Raw genomic sequence first — 22,541 nt, 5'->3', positions numbered from 1 at the left:
GTCGAAGGGCCGATCCGTCAGGGCTTCGCCACCGCCACCGCGCCCGTGTGGTCGTCGACGCTCATCGTCGCCTCGTCGAACCGCGAGCGACCGGAGAGGACCTCGCCGACCTGCACCCGGTCGACCTCCTTCACCCACGTGCCGATGATGATCGTGGCGACCGCGTTGCCGGTGAAGTTCGTGAGCGCACGCGCCTCCGACATGAAGCGGTCGATGCCGACGATGAGGCCGACCCCGTCGACGAGGTCGGGTCGGTTGGCCTGCAGGCCGCCGGCCAGGGTCGCGAGACCGGCGCCCGTGACGCCCGCGGCGCCCTTCGACGCGATGATCATGAACACGAGGAGCGAGATCTGCTCCCCGAGGTTCATCGGGACGCCCATGACGTCGGCGATGAAGATCGACGCCATGGTGAGGTAGATCGCGGTGCCGTCGAGGTTGAAGGAGTAGCCCGTCGGGACGGTGATGCCGACGACCGGCTTGGAGACACCGAGGTGCTCCATCTTCGCGATGAGTCGCGGCAGCGCGGCCTCGGAGGAGGAGGTGCCGACGATGAGGAGGTACTCGCGGCCGAGGTACTTCATGAGCTTGAAGATGTTGAAGCCCGTGGCGAGGCGCAGGACCCCGCCGAGCACGACGACGATGAACAACGCGCAGGTGATGTAGAACGCGATCATGAGCGTGGCGAGCCCGACGAGCGCGCTCGCACCGGCGGACCCGGTCACGGCGGCGATCGCACCGAAGGCACCGATGGGCGCAATCCACATGATCATCGCGAGCACCCGGAACACGAGCGCCTGGATGAGCTTGATGCCGCGCAGGATCGGTTCTCCCGTCGTCCCCATCTTCTGCAGGCCGAATCCGACGAGCAGGGCGACGAAGAGGACCTGCAGGATGTTGCCGCCGGTCAGCGAGGACACGAGCGTCGTGGGGATGATGCCGAGGATGAACTCGGTCGTGCTCTTGGCCTCCCCCTCCACCTGGTAGCTCGTCTCGGCGAGGTTCAAGCCGGCGCCCGGCTGGATGAGGTTGCCGACGACGAGGCCGATCGCGAGGGCGAAGGTCGACATCGCGATGAAGTACAGCAGCGCGAGCCCGCCGACCTTGCCGACGGTCGCGGCCTTCGCGATCGACCCGACGCCGATCACGATGGTGCAGAAGATGACCGGGGCGATCATCATCTTGATCAGCGCCACGAAGGCGTCGCCGATGGGTTTGAGTCCTTTCGCGAACTCCGGCGCGGCGAGACCGACGACGATGCCGGCGAGCACTGCGAGGATCACCGCGAGGTAGAGGTAGTGGGTCTTGTCCAGCCGTTTCAGGGAGGAGAGCGTCATTGCCATTCCGGATCCGTTTCGTCGGCCGCGTCAGTGCGGCAGCGGGTGGTCGATCGACCCATGCTGCGACCACACCGGCGGATCGACCGGGTTGTGGTCGTAGTGACCGCTTGTGGTCGTACTGGTCGCGGTCGGCGACGCCTGGGGCCGGCGTCACCCCCGATACTTGAGGGGTCGACGCGACGGAGCAGACGGAGGTGACGCGATGGCCGGTCGGTCCAGGAGCATCGCCTCGCGGCTCTTCCTCGTGCAGCTCGTCGCGGTCGTCGCGATGACGCTCGTCGCCGGAGTCCTGCTGTGGTTCCAGGCCCGCACCGAGACCGAGGACCGCGCGGTCGCGAAGTGCCTCGACGTCGCGAACGGCGTCGCGGACAACCCCTACGTCGTCGCGCAGCTCGGCTCGGATCGCCCGTCCGACGCGCTCCAGCCCTACGCCGAGGCACTCATGCGCGACACCGGTGTCGACTTCGTGACGATCATGGCTCCGGATCGCACCCGGTACACGCACCGCGAGCGCGACCAGATCGGCAAGCCGTTCATCGGCACGATCGGACCGGCGCTCGAGGGACGGACCTTCACCGAGACGTACACGGGCACGCTCGGCCCCTCCGTCCGCGCCGTCGCACCCATCCGTGACGACGCCGGCGAGGTCGTCGCCCTCGTCGCCGCAGGCGTCACGGTCAGCAACGTGTCCGAGACCTTCGAGACCCGGGTGCCGTGGTTGCTCGGAACGACTCTGCTCGTGCTCGTCATCGGCGCGATCGGCTCCTGGACGCTCCGCCGCTACCTCGCACGGGTCACCGGGTCGCGCGGACCGGAGGACCTCGCCAGGATGTTCGACTACTACGAGTCGGTGCTCCACTCGGTGCGGGAGGGGCTCGTCCTCGTGGACCGCCACCGCCGTCTCGTGCTCGTCAACGACCAGGCGTCCGAACTGCTCGGGCTGCCCCTCGGCGAGTGTTCCCCGGGAGCGGCGCCGGTCGACGAGCTGCCGATCGACGCCGGCCTGCGCGAGCTCCTCGCGAGCGGACGCCAGGCCGTCGACGAGATCCACCTCACACGCGACCACGTGCTCGTCGTGAACCAGGAGTCGGCGGTCGGTCCGGGCGAGACGGCAGGCCCGCACCCGCGTGGGTGGGTGATGACGCTGCGCGACCACACCGAGATCGAACACCTGAGCGGCGAGCTGGCGTCGATGCGCACGATGAGCGACGCCCTGCGCTCGCAGACCCACGAGTTCGCGAACCGGCTGCACACGATCGTCTCGCTCATCGAGCTCGACCGGCGGGAGGAGGCGCTCGACCTCGCGGCGCAGGGACTCGGAGCGAGTCAGCGGTTGACCGACCGCGTGCTCGCGGCGGAACAGGAGCCGGTGATCTCGGCGCTGCTACTCGGCAAGACGGCGCAGGCGTCCGAGCAGGGGGTCGAGCTGCACCTCGAGAGCGACCCCGCGCTCGGACGCGTGCGCGTCGACCCGGCCGTGATCGTCACCATCCTCGGCAACCTCATCGACAACGCGATCGACGCGGCGTCCGGCGATCGCCCCTGGGTGGAGGTCTACCTCGGGCAGGGGCTGCCGGACGACCTCGGCGCCGGGCGGTCCGGCGACGCCGAGACGACGGAGCTCGTGATCCAGGTGACCGACAGCGGACCGGGCCTGCCCCCGGAGGCGCTCGACCTCGCGTTCGTACGCGGCTGGTCGACGAAGGAGCCCGGCCGATACGGCCGGGGGTTCGGTCTCGCGCTGGTCCAGCAGGCGGTGACACGGCTCGGCGGCACGGTCGAGGTCGTCCGCGAGCCCTCCTCGGCGTTCGTCGTGACGCTGCCGGCCGCGGTCGGCGTCCGGGACGAGGCAGGCACATGAGCGAGCGCATCCGGGTCCTGGTCGTCGAGGACGAACCGATCACCCAGCAGGCCCACGCGTCCTACCTGCGCCGCGTCGAGGGCTTCGAACTCGCCGCCGTGGCGGGCGATGCGGCCACCGCGATGCAGGCGCTGCGGGCAGCTGCGGCCCACCGCTCCCCCGACGACCGGATCGACCTCGTCCTGCTCGACCTCAACCTGCCGGACGCGCACGGTCTCGAGCTCTGCCGACGCATCCGGACGGCGGGTATCGACGTCGACGTCATCGCCATCACCGCGGCCCGTGATCTCCGGATCGTCCGAGCGGCGGTCTCGGCGGGCATCGTCCAGTACCTCATCAAACCGTTCGCGTTCCCCGCGTTCGCCGACAAGCTGGAGGCGTATCGCTCCTTCCGGCACACGATGTCGGCGGAGGGCTCGGTCGCGAGCCAACACGAGGTGGACCTCACCCTCGCCACGCTGCGAGCGCCGTCCTCCCGCCCGCAGTTGGCGAAGGGACTCTCGGAGGACACCCTGCGTCTGGTCTCGGACCTCCTCCGGCAGGCCACCGGACCGCTCTCCGCGAGCGAAGCGGCAGCCGCCGGGTCCCTGTCACGGGTGACGGCCAGGCGTTACCTCGAGTACCTCGCCGAGACAGGCGCGGTGGAGCGGTCGCCCCGGTACGGCTCCCCCGGCCGCCCGGAACTCGAGTACCGCTGGCGCTGATGCCGCGCCGACCTCCCCCGCTCGGCGGAGACCGTCTCGATGACGGATCAGTCAGCCGACGGATGTCGGCTGAGCGGGTGGTTCCTAGGCTCGGAGCATGACCTCCTCGACGACATCCACCGCCCGCCCCGCGCTGATCGACCCCGTCATCATGAGTGCGATGACCGGCGCCGGAGTCGGCCTCGGGTTCGCCGTCGCCCTCGCCGTCGCGGCCCTGCTCGACGTCCCCTTCGGCCTCCCGCTCGCGATCGCCCTGCCGTCCTCGATGCTGCTCGCCGTCGGTGCCGCCATCCTCATCACCCGACGACGCAAGCGGGTCGGCTGAGCCGCGGACGGCCGCGCCCGGTCCCTGAGCTCGTCGAAGGGTCAGCTCGAGTACCACTGGCGCTGATGCCGCTGTGGTCTCCGCTGCCCTCGAGCACGCTGCCCGGTCCCCGAGCTTGTCGAAGGGTCAGCTCGGGTTCACGACCGCGTAGATCTGGTTCCAGTTCGCGAAGCCGGTGACTGGCTCATCCGAGCCGTTCAGCATGATGTCCTCGTCCACGGAGTTCGTCTCGCCGGTCGACGGATCGTAGATCTCGTAGTCGCCGTCGTGGAAGCCGATGATGAGCACGTAATGCTGCGGGATGGTGTTGTCGCTCGGGCCGACGAGGAGCGGGACGGGCGTCCCGTCGTTCGCTGCCGCCGCGGCCTCGGTGAGTGCCGCCCCTCGGCCCGAGTCACCACCCAGGGCGTTGGTCCAGTCGATGTGATAGTCGGTACCGGTGCGGTCGGATTCGGCGACCGCGCCGCCGGGTGCCGTGCCCGCGACGTTCGGGTAGTCGATCGGGCCGGGGAACAGGTCGTTCGCGCGGTCCTGGACGGCCTGCTGCAGGAACGTCATCCGATCCTCCGTGTCCAGACCGGCCGCATCGGCGAGGTCGAGACCCCGGAGGTAGTCGGGCACATGGCCGTCGAGGAACTCGCCGGTCTGCAGCCAGTAGGCGAGGAACGGGTCCGACTGGGCGGCGAGGGTGATGAGCGTCGTCGACCCGCAGGTCTTGTTGTTGTACTGGTCGAAGGTCTCGCCGTTCACCGTGGCGTCCCCGTTGTCGCCGACGCCGAGGTTCGTGAGCTCGTCGATCATGCGCTGCCGTTCGCCGGGGGGAGCGTTCTTGATCGCGTCGGCGAGGGCGAGCACGGAGGAACTGCCGGCGCCGGTGGCTATCGCGCTCATGAGGAGGGCGCTGACGGCGGGGTCGCCGGACTCCTCCATCGCCGCGAGGATGCGCTCCCGTTCGTCCTCGCTCATCGCGTTCCAGTTCTGGACGTAGTTGACCCACTCCGTCTCGGAGAGGACCGAACCGTCGGGGTCGCCGTTCGGGAACTGCGTCCGCGAGACGAGGACGTCCAGCCTCGTCTGGCCCACGGGCACCTCGACGCCGGCGAGCACGGCGTAGCCCTCGGAGTCCGACAGGGCCCGCTGCAGCGCCTCACCGGCCGCCCATGCGTCCTCGTAGGCTTCGTGGCAGACGGATACGCCGTCGAGGATCTGACCGGCTCCGCGGATGAGGTCCGAGATCACCCCGGCGACCTCTCCTGCTCCGGTGATCGGGTTCATCATCGCCCACGGGTTCACGGAGATGTTCCCGATGGTCCGGTGGCCGTCGCGGATGCTGTCGGCACCCGGCTGGTGGGCGGTGCGCGCCGAGGTGATGGCGTCCGCGTAGTCTCGGAGGCCGCTGGCCCCGGATCGGAGCCCCTCGATCTCGCCACCGACGAGGGTGTCGACGGACGCCAGGACCTGCGTCGCGCTCGCACCGGTCACGCCGACGAGTGCGTCGGGCAGGCTCGACGCGGTGACGGTGGAGAGCGTGGTCTGGATCGCCTCGGCGGCGATCACCGCGTTCTCGTACTGCTCCGCGAGCCCGTCGATGGTGGCCGGGTCACCCGGCGGCGGGGTGTCCGCGAACGTGGAGGATCTGGGGATGAGCCCGACCGCGCGATCGACGAACGAACCGATCGACGTGATGAAGCTCAACGGGTCGCCGCTCAACGAGCCGATGAAGGTGGCGAGCACGTCGATCTCGGCTGAGCTCTTGGTGCGGAGTTCGGAGAGGTTCATGGTCGGTCCTTGTTTCCGGTGGTGCTCCTGGTCGCGGCGAGGCCGGAGAGGAGCCGCAGGACGACGGTCTGCAGCTTGGCGACCGCGCGCAGTTCGGCCGCCGTCTCCGCACTGTCGGCTCCTCGGCGACGCGCGTCGAGGAGGGCGTCGAGCAACACCGCCCCCGCCTGCTCGTCCGTCAGCATGCCGGCGCCGAGGCCGATGACGGCGTCGAGACCGGCCGTGCGGACCACACTCGCGACCTGCTCGGTGACGCCGGCGGGGACGCCGGCACCTCGGAGTTCCGCGGCCAGCGACGCGACCCGCGCGCCGGTCTCGGCCCGCTCGGCCGCATCACGGCGGTCGGGCTGAGCAGCCGTGCATGTCCGGGCTGGCGGCGACGGCGCGGTCATGAGGCGTCCTCGGCGAGCGCCGCATCCGTACCGGCCATCGTGTCCGCGACGTTCTGCATCCACCGCGCGAAGTCGTCGAGCGTCTTGCCCGCCTCCGTCATCTCGGTCCGCCACGTCAGTTCGAAGGCGGCGGCGCTCGTGGCCACCTGCTCGTCGAGGAACGACGTGTCGAGGCACGTGGAGAAGATCCCCGTCGCGCTCGACGCCGCCCCGGCGACCGCATGGACGACCGCCGCCAGGCCCGCATCGTCCACCTGCATCGTGCCGCTCATGGTTCCCCGCTCTCCGGTGCTGTTCGCGCTGCCCGGCCGATCCCGGTGATGCGCCTGATCCGATGGCTCCACCCTGTCCCAGCCGGCTCCCCAAGACGATGGGCAGCACTCCCCATAGCCCGGTGGGCGTCGGACCTGGCGCACGACGGGGCGTCGGTTACGGTGAGGGTGACGCGTCCACCCGGGCGCCGCGGAAGGGGCCGTCATGCAGCAGATCCATCGTCGCCTCGCGACCGTGTCGTTGACCATCCTCGTCGCGGCGCTCTGTTGCACGGGTTGCGGCCTGTCGTCGACCCCCGTCGTGGCGGACGAGACCGACGATGCCCGGCTCACCGCGTTGGCCGATGATCCGCTCTTCGCGGACGGCAGCGTCACCGGGCCACGGGTTCCGGACACCTCGGCCAACGTCAGTGTGCAACGCGGGGCGATCACGGTCGACGACCTCTGGCCGACGGACGTCACCGCGGAACCAGGAGTGAGCGGGCCCGCCTGGCCTGCCGCCACCGCCATGTTGGCCCAGCTGCGCGAGGCAGGTTGGCGACCGGTGGCCGTCTCCTGCGAGCTGGATCGGTCGTCCGGGCTGGAGGGCGCGACGGTGTACGCCACGAAGGAGTTCGACGACTTCACCGCTGCGCTCGAGGCCGAGGTGAGGCCTCCGTCCTCGAAGCTCGTCGGGTACGTACCCTTCCATGCGGAGGCCGACGACCCGTGGTCGGCGCGCTCGGAGGTCCCGGCCGGGTCGAGTTGCCTCGACGGCGACGGACCGCCGAGCGACGAGGGGTCCGTACCGGACGACCTGGCCATCGCTCCCTGGTACTGAGCGGCCGCCGATCCCAGGGTCGACTCAGGGTGATCCCGGAGGTTCCCGGGGTTGCCATGCACCGATACGCGATATATCGTGAATTCCAGTTCAACGCGATATATCGCGATCACTCGGAAGGAACCGCACCATGGCACAGGAGAAGTGGATCATCGCTCCCGGCGAGAGCCGCATCATCGACCTCGAACTCGTGAGACGACTCAAGGTCGGCCTCATCGGCGGCCAGGTCGACATCATCGGACACGACGAGCCCGGCGCCCGCATCGAGGTGGGGGCCGTCACCGGCAAGGACCTCAAGATCACCATCGACGGCGACGTCGCCGAGATCGACCACCCGCAGCTGCGCTGGGACAACTTCCTCGAAGTGTTCTCGAACTTCGGCGCCAATCGCGCCACGGCCCAGGTCAGTGTCCTCGTCCCCCGCGACATCGCCCTGACGTTCGGTGTCGTCAGCGCCAGTGGACTGGTCGCAGGCCTCACCGCAGACGCCAAGCTCAACACGGTGTCCGGCGACCTCGTGGCCGACCGGATGACCGGGCGACTCGACCTCAACTCCGTGAGCGGCGAGCTCACGGTCCAGAACCACACGGGTCGCATCCAGGCGCACACGGTCTCGGGCGACGTCACCGTCTCCGGCGACATCACGCGCGCCTCGATCGACGGCGTCTCCTCCGACCTGCTCCTCGACATCCACGGTGCGTGCGAGCAGCTCGACCTGAACACCGTGAGCGGCGCGATCACGGTCCGCCTCGACGAGGAGCTCGCCGCGCGCTACACGGCGAACTCGGTCGGCGGCCGCCTGGCGATCGACGGCGTCGTCCTCAAGGGACTGCGCGGTGGTGGGTACAACTCGCACACCGGTGCCCTGTCCGGACAGTTCGCCGAGGTGCGCATGAACACCGTCGGCGGCGCGGTGACCGTCCTCCGCCGGCCGGCTGCCGAGCCGGCGGGCGCGGCCACCACCGCAGGGAGCGAGGCAGGCGCATGAGCCCCGTCTTCGCCCACGGCAGCCTGCGGCTGTACCTCCTGAGCCTGCTCGACGAGTCGCCGAAGCACGGCTACGAACTCATCCAGGCGCTCACCGACCGGAGCGGTGGCACCTACAGCCCGAGCGCCGGCACCATCTACCCGCGCCTCGCGAAGCTCGAGGAGGAGGGACTCGTCACGAAGACGAGTGACGGCAGGAAGACCGTCTACGAGATCACCGAGGCGGGCCGGGCGGAGCTCGCAGCACGGGCGGGCGAGCTCGACGGCATCGAGGACCAGCTCACCGATTCCGTCCGTCGCATCGCCGACGAGGTCCGCAGCGGGGTCACGGCGGCCATGAAGAGCCTCCGGGCCGATCTCGCCTCCGCCGCGCGCGAGGCGAAGCAGTCCGCGAAGCCCGGTCCGAGCTGGACGTCGACCGCCGAGGAGAGCGCCGACCAGAAGGTGCAGGGTCGCCTGGCGCTCCACGAGACCGACGTGTCGATCAACGAGTTCCGGCAGGCGGTCCGAGCCGAACTCCGCGAGCACGTCGCCCGTGGGGGCGTGCTCGACGACGACACCGTCTCGGCCCTGCGTGCCGACCTCGTCGCCGTCCGCGACCGCCTGCGGGAGCGCCTCCAGGGCTGAGCACCCCGACACGCAGGCCGAGACACGGAACCGCCCGGCCCCTCACGGGAGTCGGGCGGTTCCGTCGATACGGCGCGTGCGGTCGGCCTACCGTGCGGCGCCGGCCAGCGAGCCCGTGGTCGCCGCCGAGTCGTAGATCACGCAGGTGACGAGCCGGTCGTCCACCCCGTTCCAGCTGGCCTCGGTCGGCGTGTAGTAGTTGAACTCGAGGCTGGAGTCCTCGTAGACGATCCCGACGAACGCCTGGAACTGCGCGTAGCAACCGTCGTCGGCCTGCTGCGTGACGGCCTCCTCGCCGGGCCACTCGTCGCCGGTCAGCGTGACCTCGCCGTACACCTCGTACTGGTGCGGCTCGGAACAGGGCACGGTCGGCACCTCCGTGACCTCGTCGGACGACGACTCGTCGTTCAGGCAGTCGCCGACCGAGAGGGTGAAGACGTCCGTGGTGCCTCCACCGACGATCTCGCCGGACTGCGCATCCCGGGTCTCGGCGGGCTTCGGGAGGATGCCCTCCACGACACTGCAACCGGAGAGCGTCAGGGCCGCAGCGAGAGCGGCGAGGGCGAGCGGGAGGAGACGACGGCGAGCGGTCACGATGAGGGTCCTTGAGGTGGGTGTCGATCACGAGCGACTGTTCAGGCTCACAGCCAGGCAACAGCCGTCGATCAGGATATTGGTCGACCATCCGGGTCCGCCACTCCCCCGCTCGATGAACACTGCGTCACGGTCGGGTGACGATGCCTGTCCATCCAGCTCATCCCCGCTTGACTCCGGTTCCCGAAGGAGTAATATCGCCGCTCGTGACAACTGAGGGTCGAGAGCCCGGGACAGAACCACGATCGGCAAAACGCTGGTTGATCGGGGACCCGCTGCCGACCGACAACCTGGAGGGCCAGCTCCTCCCCAAACGCCTCGCACTGCCGATCTTCGCGAGCGACGCGTTGTCGAGTGTGGCGTACGCGCCGCAGGAACTCCTCATGATCCTGACGCTCGGCGGGCTCGCCTTCCTGAGCTTCGCGCCGTGGGTCGCGGCGTGCGTCGTGATCCTGCTCGTCGTGGTCGTCGCGAGCTACCGACAGCTCATCAAGGCGTACCCGTCGGGTGGTGGCGACTACGAGGTCGCCCACCGGAACCTCGGCGAGAAGGCCGGCCTCGTGGTCGCCTCCGCGCTGCTCGTCGACTACGTCCTGACGGTCGCCGTGTCGGTGGCCTCGGGCGTCGACAACATCATCTCCGCGATCCCCGGGCTGAACCCCTGGCGCGTCGAGCTGGCCGTCGGGTTCGTGCTCGTCCTCATGGCCGTGAACCTCCGCGGCGTCCGGGAGTCGAGCAAGGCCTTCGCGATCCCCACCTACTTCTTCATCGCGAGCGTGCTCGTCATGATCGTCGCGGGACTCGCCCGCACGTTCATGGGCGACGCCCCGGTCGCCTCGAGCGCCGCGTTCACCGTGCAGGGCGAGAGCCTCACCCAGGCGGCGTTCATCCTGCTCCTCCTGCGCGCCTTCTCCTCCGGTTGTTCAGCGCTCACCGGTGTCGAAGCCGTCTCGAACGGCGTCCCGGCGTTCCGTCGCCCGCAGATCAAGAACGCTCAGAAGACGCTGGTCCTCATGGGCGGCACCGCGATCGTGCTGTTCGTCGGCCTCACCGCGCTCGCCCTCATCTCCCGCGTGCACTACGCCGAGAACGCCTGTCACCTGGAAGGGTTCGCGGACTGCGCGACGACCCCGCAGCCGAGCCTCATGGCACAGGTCGCGACCGCGGTGTTCGGTGCGAACAGCATCCCGTTCTTCCTCATCCAGGCGGCGACCGCGTGCGTCCTGCTCCTCGCGGCCAACACGGCGTTCAACGGCTTCCCGCTGCTCGGCGCCGTCCTCGCGCGCGACTCCTACGCGCCGAAGTCGCTCAACACCCGTGGCGACCGCCTCGTGTTCTCGAACGGCATGATCATCCTGGGTCTGGCCGCGTGCGCGATCCTCGTCGTCTACCAGGCGAACCTCACCCAGCTCATCCAGCTGTACATCATCGGGGTGTTCGTGTCGTTCACCCTCGGCCAGACGGGCATGGTGAAGCACTGGCTGCGGATGCTGCGGGAGGGCTGCGACAACCGCGGCTCCGTCTATCGGGGCCTCGCGATCAACGCGTTCGGCGCCCTGCTCACGGCGAGCGTCCTCATCGTCGTGACGATCACGAAGTTCACCCACGGCGCCTGGCTCGTCTTCGTGCTCATGCCGATCCTCTTCGTCCTCATGCTCGGCGTGAACCGCTACTACCGCGACGTCGAGAAGGAGGTCGAGGTCGACCCGACCACGACCTTCGGCGCGACCGGCGACCACGCGATCGTCCTCGTCGGCAAGATGCAGAAGCCGATCCTCAAGGCGCTGGACTACGCGATCGCCGCCAAGCACGACAGCCTCGAAGCGGTCCACATGTCGATCGATCCGGAGGCCACGAAGCTGCTCGAGCAGCAGTGGATCGAACAGAACATCCACGTGCCGCTCGTCATCCTCGAGTCGCCGTACCGCGAGTTCGCGATGCCGCTCGCAAAGTACATCAAGGCGCACCGTGCTGAGCACGGCGCCGAGGTCGTCACCGTCTACATGCCGCAGTACATCGTCGGGCACTGGTGGGAGAGCCTCCTCCACAACCGGCGGGCATCGCGGATCCGCAACCAGATCATGCTCGTCCACGGCGTGACCGTCGCCCTCGTGCCGTGGCTGCTCGACTCCTCGGAGCTCATCTACGGACGTCGGTCACGGCCGCTGCCCGGCCAGGAACGACGTGGCGAGATCGTCCGCGTCAAGAAGCCGGTCGAGCGGAAGCCGCACATCGACCGCAACACGGGGCAGCCCCGCTCCTGATCGGCCACGCGCTCCGGCGACGGCGTGAGGGACGTGTCGCAGACTGACAGACTGGGGACATGTTCACCTGGGGTCTCTCGCTGCTGTTCCTCGCGGCCGTCTTCGGGACGCTGTCGATGGTCCGCCTCATCGCCGCGAACCCCGACTCGCCGCTGCCGATGTGGCAGGGCCGCCCGCAGCGACTCCCGCAGTTCACGATCATCCTGCGCGGCCTGTCGGGCGGACTCGGGGTCTTCGGGGTCTTCCTGCTGTGGTCGGAGATCGGCTTCTGGAGCATCCTGCTGCTCATCGTCGCCCTCGGGATCCCGATCGTGCTGAACCTCCGGCACAACCGCCGCTTCGAGGCATAGCCGCCGCGTTCGTTCGCCCATCTTCGGGCGAACGAGCGGCTAGGCGAGGAGCGCACCGAGCCCGTAGCCGACCAGGGCCGCGACGACCGACGCGACGAGCATGCCCAACGCGTTCGCCAGTCCGGCCCGCGAACGTCCGTCGTGGAGCAGCCGGACGGTCTCGACACTCGCGGTGCTGAACGTCGTGTACCCACCGAGCAGCCCGCCTCCGAGGACGAGCCGCCACGCCTCGTCGACGACCCCGCCGAGGGCCAGCGCAGTGACGAAGCCCAGCAGCAGCGACCCGCTGACGTTGATCACGGTCGTGCCCCACGGGTAGGCGCCGCCCACACGGGAACGGACGATGCCGTCGACGACGAAGCGGGCCGCGGCGCCCACACCGCCGGCCGCCGCGATCGCAAGGAAGAGCCAGGGCGTCACGAGCGGCCACCGCCGATCCGTCGGGCGAGGACGATGCCGCCCCAGCTCGCCAGGGCGCCCAGCACGACGCTCCCCACCGCGTACAGCACCCCCACGAGGGCGCTCCCCTCGATGAGGAGGACGCTGCTGTCGGCCGCGAGCGCACTGTACGTCGTGAAGCCGCCGAGGACGCCGGTGCCGAGGAAGAGGCGGAGATCGCGTCGACGGCCGGCGTCGGACCCGCGTCGGAGGAGCGACTCGAGGAGGAGACCGAGCAGGAAGGCGCCGACGACGTTGATGCCGAGGATGGCCACGGGGACACCACCGATGGGCGGGATGGCGAGGGAGATCGCCTCGCGGGCACCCGTCCCGATCGCGCCACCGAGCCCGACCATCGCGATCGTGGCGGGTTGGAGGTGCGGAGCCCGTGTCCCCGTCGGAGCGGCCGTCACCGCAGGTCGCCGGCGGGGGCGTCCCAGAGGGGTTCGTCGGTGGCGCTGGGCGCGAGTGGGACCACGATCACCGGACGCGCCTGCCGGTGGGCCAGCGTCGCGGCGACGGAACCGTTGAAGAACTCGAGGATGCCCTTCCGGAGGCCACGCTCCCGTGTCCCGACGATGATCGCCCGCGCGGACACCGAATCGGCGAGTCGGCCGAGGGCACGCGCCGGGTCCCCGGCGAGCTGGGTCAGCTCCCACACGACGCCGCTGTCGTCGAGGAGACGATGCGCCGTCGCCTCCAGGCCGGGATCGGCGGGCTCCGGTTCGAAGTCGTGCAGATCGGCGTCGAACGGCAACGACGTGACGGTGCCGTCGACGTTCTCGACCACGACGAACCGGCTCGCATCGACGTGGGCGAGGACGAGCCGGCAGGCGAAGGCTTGCGCGAACGACGCCGCCTCGACGAGCACGGTGTCGGGCTGCCCCGGCGTGACACCGACCACGATCGCGGTACCCCGCTGCGCTTCGCTCATGTCGTCACTCCCCCTTCGTACGCTTCGCGGCGGCCTTGGCCGCCTGCTTCGCCGCCCGCACCTGCGCGAGCGACTCCGGGTCGACGATGTCGGCGACGGACCGGAGGCTGCCGTCCTCGCCGTAGGGCGCCGACGCTTCCCGCCAGTCGGCCGCGTCGAGCCCGTACTGCTTGCCGAGGAGCGCGAGGAAGATCTTCGCCTTCTGCTCACCGAACCCCGGGAGGGCGAGCAGGCGCTTCAGGATCTCCGGGCCGTCGGGCGCGTCGCGCATCCAGATCGCCTCAGCGTCGCCGTCCCAGTCGTCGACGATCGCGGCGCAGAGCCCCTGCACCCGGCCGGCCATGGAACCCGGGAACCGGTGCACGGCGGGACTCGTCTTGAAGAGGGAGGCGAACGCCTCGGGTTCTTCCCGCGCGATGGTGGCCGCGTCGAAGGAACCGAGTCGGTCGCTGATCTTCAGCGGGCCGGCGAACGCGGTCTCCATCGGCACCTGCTGATCGAGCAGCATGCCGACGAGCAGGGCGAGCGGGTCGGTCGACAACAGGCGGTCGGCGTCCGCATCTCCGGTGATGTGCAGGGTTCCGGTCATGGGTCCATCGTCCCACCACTCGACGTCCTGGCCCAGCCCCGTTCCGTCGCGGTGTCGGCATCGGTGCCCGGCAGACCGTCTCCGTACGAGCGCCCCGTCCACGGGCGGCATGGTAAGCTCAACGCTAGTCTTTATCGTTCCCTGGTAGGCGAAAGCCCCGGACGCCCCGCAAGCGCGGCCGGTCAGAAAATCATGAGGGGGTCTCGCATGGGTCGTGGCCGTCAAAAGGCAAAGCACACGAAGATCGCTCGTGAGCTCAAGTCGTTCAGCCCGGACGTGAACTACAACGCGCTCGAGCGCGAGCTCACGGGGCACTCCGTCGACCACCCGGGCACGGGCGTCGACGAGAGCTACGACGACGAGATCGCCAAGTGGGCTGAATACGCCGAGAAGTACGCCGACGGTGAGGCGAAGGGCGCGTAGGCGCGCCCTTCGCACCGTTCCGGCGCGCCCCCGCATCGGCGGTTCGCCCTCGCTCCAGCACCTCGCGGCTGGGTGATCTCTCAGACGACTGTTGGCAAATGGAGTTCTCGCTGGGCGGAGACTAGCCTGGACGGATGAACACCGACGAACTCCGCGTTGCCGCCAAGAAGCGCCTGAAGGCGCAGCACGATTTCAAGCAGTTTCTCGCCGTCTGGGGTGCGGTCTCCGTCCTCCTGATCGTCATCTGGCTCCTCACCGGCGCCTGGGGATACTTCTGGCCGATCTGGCCGATCTTCGTGATGGGCATCGCCCTGGTCTTCGTCGGACTCGACGCCTACGGTCCGTCCAAGCACATCACCGAGGACGCCATCGACGCCGAGGTCGCGCGCCTCGTGAACCAGCAGCAGCAGCGCGCTGCCGCTCGTGAGGCCGCCTCGCAGCCGAACGCCACGCAGGCACCGTACGCCGGCCAGAGCGGTTACGAGCAGCACCCGTACCAGGCGGGCCAGACCGGCCAGGCGCCGGTGTACGACCCCGCACAGTACGGACAGACGACCGCCTACGACACCTCGCAGTACGCGGGTGGCCAGACGAGCGGCTACGGCACGCAGCAGACCCAGCAGGGCTCCCAGGCGACGCAGCAGTACGGCGCCTACCAGGCACCGTCGACCGAGTCTCCGAACCCTGAGGCTCCTGCAGCGGAGCCCACCTCGGACTGGGTGCGCGCCGCCGAGCCCACCCCGACCGAGCAGTTCGCCGCGGTCTTCTCCGGCACCGACCGCGCGCCCGAGGCCGCAGCCGCGCCGAACACGTCCGCCGAACCGGCCGAGTCGATCGTCCTCGAGTCGACGTCCACCGGCGACGCCGAGACCGTCGCAGCCGCCGCAGACGAGACCGAAGCGCGCCTCGCGAGCGACGAGACCGGAGCCGACGCCACGACCGGACGCGACGAGACCGTGTCGGCCGCCGCACCGGCCGCGGCCGTGAGCGCGCCCCGCACCTCGACCAGCCGGTCGACGACGACGCGTTCGACGACGGCCCGGAAGCCCGCCGCCAAGACGACCACGGCGGCGACGGCCGCGGGCAGCACCGTCCGCAAGACGAGTTCGACGCGCGCCACCACCGGTTCGACGACGCCGAAGGCTGCAGCAGCCAAGACCACGACGCCGAAGGCCGCAGCCACGAAGGCACCGACGACGAAGACGACGGGCGCCGCAGCGAAGCCGGCCACCGCGAAGGCACCGGCGAAGCCGCGCACGACGAAGCCGAAGGCGGCCCCTGCGGCCACGCCGGCGCCGCTCGAGCAGCCCGGTACGCCGGAGTAGCGGTCGGTTCCTGAACGACGAAGCGCGCGAGCCCCGAGGGGCTCGCGCGCTTCGTCGTTCAGGCGCGGGTCAGGAGAGCTGCGAGCGCTCCACCCACTCGAGGTACTCCTCGGAGACGGTCCCGGTGATGTACTCGCCGGTGAAGCAGCTCATCTCGAGGTCGCTGATGCCGGAGCCCTCGAGGATGGCGGCCTTCATGTCGGCGACCTCCTGGTAGATGAGGTTGTCAGCGCCCAGCTCGCGGGCGATGTCGGGGATCTTCTTGCCGTGTGCGACGAGCTCCTGGCGGGACGGCATGTTGATGCCGTACACGTGGGGGTAGCGGACCGGCGGTGCGGCGGAGGTGAAGGTCACCTTGTTCGCTCCGGCGAGACGCGCCATGTCGACGATCTCCTTCGACGTCGTGCCGCGGACGATCGAGTCGTCGACGATGAGGATGTTCTTGCCCTTGAACTCCGAGCCCATCGCGTTGAGTTTCTGGCGGACGCTCTTCTTGCGCTGCGCCTGGCCCGGCATGATGAAGGTGCGCCCCACGTACCGGTTCTTGTAGAAGCCCTCGCGGTACTCGATGCCGAGCTTCTGGGCGACCTGCATGGCCGCTGGGCGGGAGGAGTCCGGGATCGGCATGACGACGTCGATGTCGCCCATCGGCGTGTACTCGGCGATGGTGTCGGCGAGCCGGTTGCCGAGACGCAGTCGGGCCTCGTAGACCGAGATGCCGTTCATGACGGAGTCGGGGCGAGCGAGGTACACGTACTCGAAGGAGCACGGAACGAGCCGCGGGTTCTTCGCGCACTGCCGCGAGTACAGCTCACCCGAAGCGGTGATGAAGACGGCCTCGCCCGGGGCGATCTCGCGGACGATCTCGTAGCCGCCGGCTTCGAGGACGAGCGACTCCGAGGCGACCACCCAGTCGTTGCCGACCAGGCCCGTCTGGCGCTTGCCGAGGATGAGCGGGCGGATGCCGAACGGGTCGCGGAAGGCGAGCAGGCCGTGACCGGCGATGAGGGCGATCGTCGCGTAGGACCCCTCGACCCGCTCGTGCACGTTCTCGACGGCGTTGAACACCTGGTCGGGATCGAGGTCGAGACCGCTGATCTGCCCCTGCAGCTCCGTCGCGAGGACGTTGAGCAGCAGCTCGGTGTCGCTCGTGGAGTTCACGTGGCGGCGGTCGACGTGGAACAGGTCCTTGCTGAGCTCGCGGGTGTTCGTGAGGTTGCCGTTGTGGATGAGCGTGATGCCGTAGGGCGCGTTCACGTAGAACGGCTGCGCCTCGCTCTCGTTGGCGGCGTCGCCCTTCGTCGCGTAGCGCACGTGGCCGAGGCCCATGTTGCCGAGGAGCGAGCGCATGTCGCGGGTGCGGAAGGCTTCACGCACCTGGCCCTTGGCTTTGACCATGTGGAAGGTGCTGCCGTCGGCGGTGGCGATGCCGGTGGAGTCCTGACCGCGGTGCTGAAGGAGCAGGAGGCTGTCGTAGACCTGCTGGTTGGCAGGCTCGGTTGAGACGATGCCGACGATGCCGCACATGCGTGGGGACTCCTTGGGGTTCGTGCTGGGCGAGTGACGGAACGGAAGAAGGTGTGCCGGAGCGGTGCGACTAGTCGCGGTAGGCGCCCACGAGGCGGACGGCACCGCCGTCGACCCCCTTGGCACCCTGTTCGAACGCGCTGAGGTCTGCGGCGGCGTCGCCGAGGTGCACGGTGCCGACCTGCCAGGTCGCGATCCCGTCGGCCTCGAGCGCGGCCGTGACACCGGCGGCGACCGCCGGCGAGACGACGGCGAAGAATCCGACGCCCAGGTTCCAGGTGCCCTCGCTCGACTCGAGCGAGGATCTGGCCAGCTCGCTCAGCGTCCGGAACACCGGCGACGGGCTCCAGGTGGAGCGGTCGACCTCGGCCCAGGACCCCTTGGGCAGAACGCGCGCGAGGTTGGCGGCGATCCCGCCTCCGGTGACGTGGCTGAGCGAGTGGACGCCACCCGCGAAGGCCGGGGCGTCGAGCAGCCGCAGGAGGGGCAGGGTGTAGAGCCGCGTCGGCTCGAGGAGGGCCTCGCCGAACGTCGTGCCGAGGTCGTCGCTGTGGTCGGCGTAGCCGACGCCCGCCTGGGCGAGGATGTGCCGCACGAGGGAGAAGCCGTTCGAGTGCAGGCCCGAGGACGCGAGTGCGAGGACGACGTCGCCGTCCTCGACGCGGTGCTCACCGAGGATGGCGTCCGCCTCGACCGCACCGGTGCAGGCGCCGGCGACGTCGTAGTCGTCGACCCCGAGGAGTCCGGGGTGCTCCGCGGTCTCGCCGCCGATGAGCGCCGTCCCGGTGTCGGAGCAGGCCTGGGCGATGCCCGAGACGATCGAGGCGATGCGCTCCGGGTGGACCTTGCCGCAGGCGATGTAGTCGGTCATGAAGAGCGGCTTCGCCCCGACCACGACGATGTCGTCGACGACCATGCCGACGAGGTCCTGGCCGATGGTGTCGTGCTTGTCGATGGCCTGGGCGATCGCGACCTTCGTGCCGACGCCGTCGGTCGACGTCGCGAGCAGGGGCCGACGGAAGGCGGTGAGCGCCGAGGCGTCGAACAGGCCGGCGAACCCGCCGAAGCCGCCGAAGACCTCCGGACCGTGCGTCTTCGCGACGGCGGCCTTCATGAGCTCGACGGCGCGGTCACCGGCTGCCGTGTCGACACCGGCCTCCCGGTAGCTGGTGGATGAGGTCATGACCGTCCTGAACCTTCTGCGATGGGTGGATTCGGGGGGCCGGACTCACCTGGCTCGGCACTGACGGAACCGTTCGGTTCCGCGTCGGCCGCGGGGGTCCCGGCTGGATGCACGTCAACTCTATCCGCTGCGACGATCCGCGTCCGTCGCGCCATGGAACGGTCGATGAGGAGACCGACGACGAGGGCGATCGCACCGAAGACGACGACGCACACGAGCAGGAGGAAGCCGAACACCTGGGTGAGCGAGTAGTCGGCGCTCCCCGGGAACGCGAAGGTGAGGATGAGCGCGGCGATGATGCCGACGAAGACGCCGATGACGAGGAACCGCCAGTAGCGCGGCGACCGGCGCACCGAGACCGAACCGGAGGAGTACACGGTCGCGACCTCGGTGTCGGGCTCGGTCGAGGGCGTCGGACCGGTCGGTTCGGATGGGTGCTGAGCTTCCGGTGCTGGCTGCCCGGTGGCGTCTGTCATGCCTCCATTCTCCCCCACGATCCTGGGCATCGTGAACCGATGGTGAACGGCCGCGGTCGACATGCCGACGGGTACGATCGAGCGGTGGACACGACGGGGACCGAGACGACCGATCCCGCTCCGGTCCCTCCCGACGACACCCTGCTCTCGGCGGTCGAGTCCGCCGCCGCCGACGCCGGGTTCACGCTCGAGCCGGAGCAGCTGGAAGTGGCGAGGCGTCTGGCGTCACTCCGGATCGGCGAGGACCAACCCGGGCACCTGTACCTGTGGGGTGCGGCCGGGCGGGGCAAGACCTGGCTTCTCGACGCGTTCTTCGAGGCGCTCCCGACGCATCGGAGGCGTCGCGTCCACTTCCACTCCTTCTTCCGCGGGCTGCACGCCGCGATCCACCGGGTCCGCACGGAGGCCGCCGACGCCGCCCGGGCGACGGGCGAGCCGGGCGCCGGGTCCCGCGCGGCGGCCGGAGCGGTGACGAACGCGGTCGAGCAAGCCGTCGACGAACTGCTCGACGAGGTGGACGTCGTACTGTTCGACGAGTTCCAGGTGCACGATCCCGGCGACGGCGCGCTCATGATCCGTCTGCTCGACGCGCTCTTCGCCCGACAGGTGACCCTGTTGACGAGCTCGAACTCCGCGCCGCAGGATCTGCTGCCGGACCCGGGGTACCACCACATCTTCGAGCCCGGCATCGCCCTGATCGAAGCGAACATGCAGGTGCTCGAACTCGCCGGCTCGACCGACCACCGTCGCAGCTCCCCGGTCAGGCACGGCGACGGCTTCGCCCGCGGCAGCTGGTCCATCGCCGGCGAGTCCGCGGACGCCCACCTCGCGGCACTCGGCCTCCACCGTCCGGGGCCAGGCGAGGCGACGACGCTGACGATCAGTGGCCACACGTTCCAGGCAGCCGCCGCGCGCGACGGCGTCCTCTGGTTCGCCAGCGCCGAACTCATCGAGCGTCCGACCTCGGTCGGCGACTACCTCGCCTGGGCGGCGGACGACGGCCGGTGGGTCCTCGACGCCCTGCCCGAGTCCCACGCCCTCACCCGGGAGGCGCGCGCGCGGTTCGTCCATCTCGTCGACGCCCTGTGCGATCTCGGCGTCGAACTCCACGTCGTGGCCGCCACCGACCAGGAGACCTTCATGACCGATCCCGCCCTCGGACCGGAGGGGTTCGCCCGCGACGCGGTCAGGACGCGCAGTCGGCTCGCCCTCCTCCGCGAGATCCACTGACAGCAGTCAGTTCCCGGCGAGCACGGCCCGCTCGATGGCACGGTCCAGTCCGACGACGGGCCGGTCCGGGCGCTGCGGCGCCACGCCGCCGAGTGCCTGCAGCCACACCCAGGTGTCGGCGACGGTCTCGGTGACCGGACGACGACGGAGACCCGCCGCAACCGCACGCGAGACGTCACCGTGATGCATCGCGTCGGCGTCCGGTCCGGTGGGGAGCCAGACGGGCAGTTGGGTCCAGGGCTGGATCCCGGCCGCGAGCACCCGCTCCTGATCCACCCAGCGGAGGGTCGCACCCGACCCGGTCGCGGCGACGCAGGCGTCGAGCAGCTCCCCCAACGTCGTCGCCCGCGGCTCGCTGACGACGTTGAACGCACCACTCGCGCCCGTCGAACCGGCGGCGACGAGGAAGGCCGCGAGATCCCGCGCATCGATGTACTGGATGGGGTCGGAAGCGGCACCAGGGGCGAGCACCTCACCGCCCTCGGCGATCCGCGCCAGCCACCAGGGCAGTCGTCCGATGTTCTCGTGCGGGCCGAGGATGAGGCCGGCTCGCGCCAGGACCGCTCGGTCGCCGAACGCCTGGACGGCGGCCAGCTCACCGCCGCGCTTGGCACGGGCGTAGTCCGCGAAGCCGTCGTCGTGCGCCGACCCGTCGACGACCGGCGCGTCCTCGGCGGCGCCGGCGGGCAGCGGGTCGGCGTAGACCGAACGGCTCGAGACGTAGACGTAGCTCCCGACCCGGTCCGCCAGCAGCGCGGCCGCGTCGCGGACGGCGACCGGAGCCCAAGACCAGGTGTCGACGGCGAGGTCCCACGACCCGACCCGGAGCGCGTCGAGTCCGCCGGGCATCGTCCGGTCGCCGTGCAGCACGGTGACCGCGTCCGACGGCGAGGAACGGTTCGTACCGCGATGGAAGACGGTGACCTCCCAGCCGGCGGCGACGGCCTCGTCGACGACCGCTCGCCCGACGAACTCCGTCCCGCCCAGGACCAACAGCCGATTCGTGCTCATGCCTCCATCACAGCGCACGAGGCGGTGATGCACCACCCCGGTTCGCTGGGAGCAGCGAGCAGTGCGCGCGAGCGGAGCTCCGTCCGCGGACTACTTGCGGCTGTGCTCCAGCGAGCCGGCGCGCATGGCGGCCTCATCGTCCAGGTCGACGCGGGAGGCCACGTAGTAGCTGCTCCACTTCGCCGCGTGATAGGCCGGGTTCATGACGAACCAGTAGGCACGTCGCTTCCAGCTGTACTGGGGGTCGCGGACGATCCGCTTCGCGTCCCGAAGGGCGCCGAAGACGGTGTACCCCACCTGCCGGAACCGACTCAGCCGCGTGATCGGCTTCCCGATCCGACGCAACGCCGTCGTCTCGTCGAAGATCCGCTTCCGGTACTCGTCGAGGGTGAGGTCGTTGGAGTGGACGACCCAGCCCCGCGGTGCGTAGGCCTTCCGCAGTCCGGCCGCGATGATGTCGGCGCCGAAGGCCATGTCCTCGGAGTACGGGAGGTCGCGGTACGGGATGTCGCCGAGCAGCAGGTCGCGGCGCGTGGCCGAGTTGACGTCGGAGTAGAACGCGAGGGCGTCGAGCAGTCCGCCGTTCCCGTCGGCGAAGCCGTCGTTCGCGAAGACGGTCGTGCCGAAGTCCGGCCCGAAGTTGTGGAAGACGTCGTGGATCTCGTACTTGAGCAGCGGGAAGCAGTTCGGGCGTGCGATCTGCTTGCCCATGACGGCGACGACGTCCATGCCGTCCGGGTCCAAGGGTGTGGTCAGCTCGTGCAACCAGCGGGAGTCACCCGGGATCGCATCGTGCGTGAGGTAGGCGACGTACTTCCCCCGGGCGAGCCGGGCGGCGAGCTGGCGGGTCCGGCCGTGGCCGAACTCGCTGTTCGGGATGACGTGCAGCCGGACGTCCGGGTGGGCGGCGACGATGTCGAGCGTGCGGTCGGTGGAGCCGGAATCGATGACGAGGGTCTCGTAGGTGCCGTCGTAGTCCTGGCCTTCGATCGCCGAGAGGATCTGCTCGAGATACCGCTCGCCGTTGTACGTGGGGATGACGATCGTCGCGTCGAGCGTCGTCTCGGCTGGGGCGTCGATGTCAGAGGTCACC

Annotated in this window: 25 protein-coding genes; 11 read left to right on the top strand and 14 right to left on the bottom strand. The window is 69.8% G+C overall.

Going from position 1 to position 22,541, the window contains the following annotated elements; translation table 11 throughout:
* Positions 1 to 17: 17 nt before the first annotated feature.
* Entirely contained in the window at positions 18 to 1,340 is a 1,323-nt protein-coding gene (locus ACLIME_RS18755) for a cation:dicarboxylate symporter family transporter (protein ID WP_411557892.1), read from the bottom strand.
* 199 nt (positions 1,341 to 1,539) lie between these two features.
* Between ACLIME_RS18755 and ACLIME_RS18750 the strand changes: the two genes are divergently transcribed.
* The 3 genes from ACLIME_RS18750 to ACLIME_RS18740 all read left to right on the top strand — a co-directional run bounded on the left by ACLIME_RS18750 (position 1,540) and on the right by ACLIME_RS18740 (position 4,227).
* The gene (locus ACLIME_RS18750; protein ID WP_411557891.1) at positions 1,540 to 3,198 is read left to right on the top strand and encodes an ATP-binding protein; all 1,659 of its coding nucleotides are present in this window, start codon (positions 1,540 to 1,542) and stop codon (positions 3,196 to 3,198) included.
* Positions 3,195 to 3,902: a response regulator gene (locus tag ACLIME_RS18745; RefSeq protein ID WP_411557890.1), complete on the top strand. Its 708-nt coding sequence runs from the start codon at positions 3,195 to 3,197 to the stop codon at positions 3,900 to 3,902. Before ACLIME_RS18750 ends, ACLIME_RS18745 begins: the two co-directional genes overlap by 4 nt.
* Positions 3,903 to 3,999: 97 nt before the next feature.
* Positions 4,000 to 4,227, top strand: a complete 228-nt coding sequence (locus ACLIME_RS18740) for a hypothetical protein (protein ID WP_124768682.1) — start codon at positions 4,000 to 4,002, stop codon at positions 4,225 to 4,227.
* A 126-nt stretch (positions 4,228 to 4,353) separates the two neighbouring features.
* Here ACLIME_RS18740 and ACLIME_RS18735 read toward each other — a convergent pair whose 3' ends face one another.
* The 3 genes from ACLIME_RS18735 to ACLIME_RS18725 are packed head-to-tail and all read right to left on the bottom strand — an operon-like array spanning position 4,354 to position 6,670.
* Positions 4,354 to 6,006, bottom strand: a complete 1,653-nt coding sequence (locus tag ACLIME_RS18735; protein WP_411557889.1) for a hypothetical protein — start codon at positions 6,004 to 6,006, stop codon at positions 4,354 to 4,356.
* Positions 6,003 to 6,398, bottom strand: a complete 396-nt coding sequence (locus tag ACLIME_RS18730) for a hypothetical protein (RefSeq protein WP_124768680.1) — start codon at positions 6,396 to 6,398, stop codon at positions 6,003 to 6,005. Before ACLIME_RS18730 ends, ACLIME_RS18735 begins: the two co-directional genes overlap by 4 nt.
* Positions 6,395 to 6,670, bottom strand: a complete 276-nt coding sequence (locus tag ACLIME_RS18725; RefSeq protein WP_411557888.1) for a hypothetical protein — start codon at positions 6,668 to 6,670, stop codon at positions 6,395 to 6,397. Before ACLIME_RS18725 ends, ACLIME_RS18730 begins: the two co-directional genes overlap by 4 nt.
* Positions 6,671 to 6,875: 205 nt before the next feature.
* Between ACLIME_RS18725 and ACLIME_RS18720 the strand changes: the two genes are divergently transcribed.
* The 3 genes from ACLIME_RS18720 (at position 6,876) to ACLIME_RS18710 (ending at position 9,104) form a co-directional block, all read left to right on the top strand.
* Positions 6,876 to 7,490, top strand: a complete 615-nt coding sequence (locus ACLIME_RS18720) for a hypothetical protein (protein ID WP_137242312.1) — start codon at positions 6,876 to 6,878, stop codon at positions 7,488 to 7,490.
* Between the two features lie 130 nt (positions 7,491 to 7,620).
* A complete protein-coding gene (locus tag ACLIME_RS18715) occupies positions 7,621 to 8,478 on the top strand; it encodes a DUF4097 family beta strand repeat-containing protein (protein WP_137242313.1) in 858 nt (285 codons plus the stop codon).
* Positions 8,475 to 9,104 carry a PadR family transcriptional regulator gene (locus ACLIME_RS18710; protein ID WP_124768676.1) on the top strand — a complete coding sequence of 210 codons (630 nt, stop codon included), beginning with the start codon at positions 8,475 to 8,477 and terminating at the stop codon, positions 9,102 to 9,104. Before ACLIME_RS18715 ends, ACLIME_RS18710 begins: the two co-directional genes overlap by 4 nt.
* An 87-nt stretch (positions 9,105 to 9,191) precedes the next feature.
* On the opposite strand, the gene ACLIME_RS18705 is transcribed toward ACLIME_RS18710, so the two are convergent.
* Positions 9,192 to 9,698 (bottom strand): septum formation family protein, encoded by a 507-nt coding sequence (locus tag ACLIME_RS18705; protein WP_229940073.1) that lies wholly within the window; start codon positions 9,696 to 9,698, stop codon positions 9,192 to 9,194.
* 260 nt (positions 9,699 to 9,958) lie between these two features.
* On the opposite strand from ACLIME_RS18705, the gene ACLIME_RS18700 reads away from it, so the two are divergent.
* Positions 9,959 to 11,962, top strand: coding sequence for an APC family permease (locus ACLIME_RS18700; protein ID WP_249404638.1), 2,004 nt, complete (start codon positions 9,959 to 9,961; stop codon positions 11,960 to 11,962).
* A gap of 59 nt (positions 11,963 to 12,021) precedes the next feature.
* The gene (locus ACLIME_RS18695) at positions 12,022 to 12,312 is read left to right on the top strand and encodes a hypothetical protein (RefSeq protein ID WP_064294214.1); all 291 of its coding nucleotides are present in this window, start codon (positions 12,022 to 12,024) and stop codon (positions 12,310 to 12,312) included.
* Between the two features lie 39 nt (positions 12,313 to 12,351).
* On the opposite strand, the gene crcB is transcribed toward ACLIME_RS18695, so the two are convergent.
* From crcB to ACLIME_RS18675, 4 genes are read right to left on the bottom strand one after another with little or no spacing between them, the layout of a single operon-like run.
* Positions 12,352 to 12,732, bottom strand: a complete 381-nt coding sequence (gene crcB, locus ACLIME_RS18690) for a fluoride efflux transporter CrcB (RefSeq protein ID WP_411557887.1) — start codon at positions 12,730 to 12,732, stop codon at positions 12,352 to 12,354.
* Positions 12,729 to 13,163: a fluoride efflux transporter FluC gene (locus tag ACLIME_RS18685; RefSeq protein WP_411557886.1), complete on the bottom strand. Its 435-nt coding sequence runs from the start codon at positions 13,161 to 13,163 to the stop codon at positions 12,729 to 12,731. The genes crcB and ACLIME_RS18685 overlap by 4 nt, the downstream gene beginning before the upstream one ends.
* A complete protein-coding gene (locus ACLIME_RS18680) occupies positions 13,160 to 13,684 on the bottom strand; it encodes a universal stress protein (protein WP_124768671.1) in 525 nt (174 codons plus the stop codon). The genes ACLIME_RS18685 and ACLIME_RS18680 overlap by 4 nt, the downstream gene beginning before the upstream one ends.
* 4 nt (positions 13,685 to 13,688) lie before the next feature.
* Entirely contained in the window at positions 13,689 to 14,273 is a 585-nt protein-coding gene (locus tag ACLIME_RS18675) for an HhH-GPD-type base excision DNA repair protein (RefSeq protein WP_411557885.1), read from the bottom strand.
* A 207-nt stretch (positions 14,274 to 14,480) separates the two neighbouring features.
* Here ACLIME_RS18675 and ACLIME_RS18670 point away from each other — a divergent pair, with 207 nt between their 5' ends.
* Together ACLIME_RS18670 and ACLIME_RS18665 are read left to right on the top strand one after the other, a co-directional pair.
* On the top strand, positions 14,481 to 14,696 hold the full coding sequence (locus ACLIME_RS18670) for a DUF3073 domain-containing protein (protein ID WP_064294210.1): 216 nt from the start codon (positions 14,481 to 14,483) through the stop codon (positions 14,694 to 14,696).
* A 134-nt stretch (positions 14,697 to 14,830) separates the two neighbouring features.
* Positions 14,831 to 16,021: a 2TM domain-containing protein gene (locus tag ACLIME_RS18665; protein WP_411557884.1), complete on the top strand. Its 1,191-nt coding sequence runs from the start codon at positions 14,831 to 14,833 to the stop codon at positions 16,019 to 16,021.
* Between the two features lie 69 nt (positions 16,022 to 16,090).
* Here ACLIME_RS18665 and purF read toward each other — a convergent pair whose 3' ends face one another.
* The 3 genes from purF to ACLIME_RS18650 all read right to left on the bottom strand — a co-directional run bounded on the left by purF (position 16,091) and on the right by ACLIME_RS18650 (position 19,207).
* Positions 16,091 to 17,548, bottom strand: a complete 1,458-nt coding sequence (purF, locus tag ACLIME_RS18660) for an amidophosphoribosyltransferase (RefSeq protein ID WP_079705073.1) — start codon at positions 17,546 to 17,548, stop codon at positions 16,091 to 16,093.
* Between the two features lie 70 nt (positions 17,549 to 17,618).
* On the bottom strand, positions 17,619 to 18,731 hold the full coding sequence (gene purM, locus ACLIME_RS18655; protein ID WP_411557883.1) for a phosphoribosylformylglycinamidine cyclo-ligase: 1,113 nt from the start codon (positions 18,729 to 18,731) through the stop codon (positions 17,619 to 17,621).
* The gene (locus tag ACLIME_RS18650) at positions 18,728 to 19,207 is read right to left on the bottom strand and encodes a DUF2273 domain-containing protein (protein WP_201299373.1); all 480 of its coding nucleotides are present in this window, start codon (positions 19,205 to 19,207) and stop codon (positions 18,728 to 18,730) included. Before ACLIME_RS18650 ends, purM begins: the two co-directional genes overlap by 4 nt.
* An 84-nt stretch (positions 19,208 to 19,291) precedes the next feature.
* On the opposite strand from ACLIME_RS18650, the gene zapE reads away from it, so the two are divergent.
* Complete coding sequence (gene zapE, locus ACLIME_RS18645; RefSeq protein WP_411557882.1) at positions 19,292 to 20,437, top strand: cell division protein ZapE; 1,146 nt, start codon at positions 19,292 to 19,294, stop codon at positions 20,435 to 20,437.
* Between the two features lie 6 nt (positions 20,438 to 20,443).
* Here zapE and ACLIME_RS18640 read toward each other — a convergent pair whose 3' ends face one another.
* Both ACLIME_RS18640 and ACLIME_RS18635 read right to left on the bottom strand, forming a co-directional pair.
* The gene (locus tag ACLIME_RS18640) at positions 20,444 to 21,448 is read right to left on the bottom strand and encodes an NAD-dependent epimerase/dehydratase family protein (protein WP_411557881.1); all 1,005 of its coding nucleotides are present in this window, start codon (positions 21,446 to 21,448) and stop codon (positions 20,444 to 20,446) included.
* A gap of 90 nt (positions 21,449 to 21,538) precedes the next feature.
* Entirely contained in the window at positions 21,539 to 22,540 is a 1,002-nt protein-coding gene (locus ACLIME_RS18635) for a glycosyltransferase family 2 protein (RefSeq protein WP_159877704.1), read from the bottom strand.
* Between the last annotated feature and the right edge of the window lies 1 nt (position 22,541).

Source organism: Plantibacter sp. MPB07, from assembly GCF_046619465.1.
In the GTDB taxonomy this organism is placed as follows: Bacteria; Actinomycetota; Actinomycetes; order Actinomycetales; family Microbacteriaceae; genus Plantibacter; species Plantibacter auratus.
The sequence above is the reverse complement of the archived record's forward strand: the minus strand, read 5'-3'. Positions and strand labels throughout refer to the sequence as shown.

What these genes read in the sequence shown, in the direction of transcription:
- ACLIME_RS18720 (WP_137242312.1), top strand. Translation starts at nt 6,876, where the DNA reads ATGCAGCAGATCCATCGTCGCCTCGCGACCGTGTCGTTGACCATCCTC.
- ACLIME_RS18695 (WP_064294214.1), top strand. Translation starts at nt 12,022, where the DNA reads ATGTTCACCTGGGGTCTCTCGCTGCTGTTCCTCGCGGCCGTCTTCGGG.
- ACLIME_RS18745 (WP_411557890.1), top strand. Translation starts at nt 3,195, where the DNA reads ATGAGCGAGCGCATCCGGGTCCTGGTCGTCGAGGACGAACCGATCACC.
- ACLIME_RS18735 (WP_411557889.1), bottom strand. Translation starts at nt 6,006, where the DNA reads ATGAACCTCTCCGAACTCCGCACCAAGAGCTCAGCCGAGATCGACGTG.
- ACLIME_RS18675 (WP_411557885.1), bottom strand. Translation starts at nt 14,273, where the DNA reads ATGACCGGAACCCTGCACATCACCGGAGATGCGGACGCCGACCGCCTG.
- purM (WP_411557883.1), bottom strand. Translation starts at nt 18,731, where the DNA reads ATGACCTCATCCACCAGCTACCGGGAGGCCGGTGTCGACACGGCAGCC.
- ACLIME_RS18715 (WP_137242313.1), top strand. Translation starts at nt 7,621, where the DNA reads ATGGCACAGGAGAAGTGGATCATCGCTCCCGGCGAGAGCCGCATCATC.
- ACLIME_RS18640 (WP_411557881.1), bottom strand. Translation starts at nt 21,448, where the DNA reads ATGAGCACGAATCGGCTGTTGGTCCTGGGCGGGACGGAGTTCGTCGGG.
- ACLIME_RS18670 (WP_064294210.1), top strand. Translation starts at nt 14,481, where the DNA reads ATGGGTCGTGGCCGTCAAAAGGCAAAGCACACGAAGATCGCTCGTGAG.
- ACLIME_RS18680 (WP_124768671.1), bottom strand. Translation starts at nt 13,684, where the DNA reads ATGAGCGAAGCGCAGCGGGGTACCGCGATCGTGGTCGGTGTCACGCCG.
- ACLIME_RS18740 (WP_124768682.1), top strand. Translation starts at nt 4,000, where the DNA reads ATGACCTCCTCGACGACATCCACCGCCCGCCCCGCGCTGATCGACCCC.
- ACLIME_RS18725 (WP_411557888.1), bottom strand. Translation starts at nt 6,670, where the DNA reads ATGAGCGGCACGATGCAGGTGGACGATGCGGGCCTGGCGGCGGTCGTC.
- ACLIME_RS18730 (WP_124768680.1), bottom strand. Translation starts at nt 6,398, where the DNA reads ATGACCGCGCCGTCGCCGCCAGCCCGGACATGCACGGCTGCTCAGCCC.
- ACLIME_RS18650 (WP_201299373.1), bottom strand. Translation starts at nt 19,207, where the DNA reads ATGACAGACGCCACCGGGCAGCCAGCACCGGAAGCTCAGCACCCATCC.
- purF (WP_079705073.1), bottom strand. Translation starts at nt 17,548, where the DNA reads ATGTGCGGCATCGTCGGCATCGTCTCAACCGAGCCTGCCAACCAGCAG.
- ACLIME_RS18750 (WP_411557891.1), top strand. Translation starts at nt 1,540, where the DNA reads ATGGCCGGTCGGTCCAGGAGCATCGCCTCGCGGCTCTTCCTCGTGCAG.
- ACLIME_RS18710 (WP_124768676.1), top strand. Translation starts at nt 8,475, where the DNA reads ATGAGCCCCGTCTTCGCCCACGGCAGCCTGCGGCTGTACCTCCTGAGC.
- ACLIME_RS18755 (WP_411557892.1), bottom strand. Translation starts at nt 1,340, where the DNA reads ATGGCAATGACGCTCTCCTCCCTGAAACGGCTGGACAAGACCCACTAC.
- ACLIME_RS18665 (WP_411557884.1), top strand. Translation starts at nt 14,831, where the DNA reads ATGAACACCGACGAACTCCGCGTTGCCGCCAAGAAGCGCCTGAAGGCG.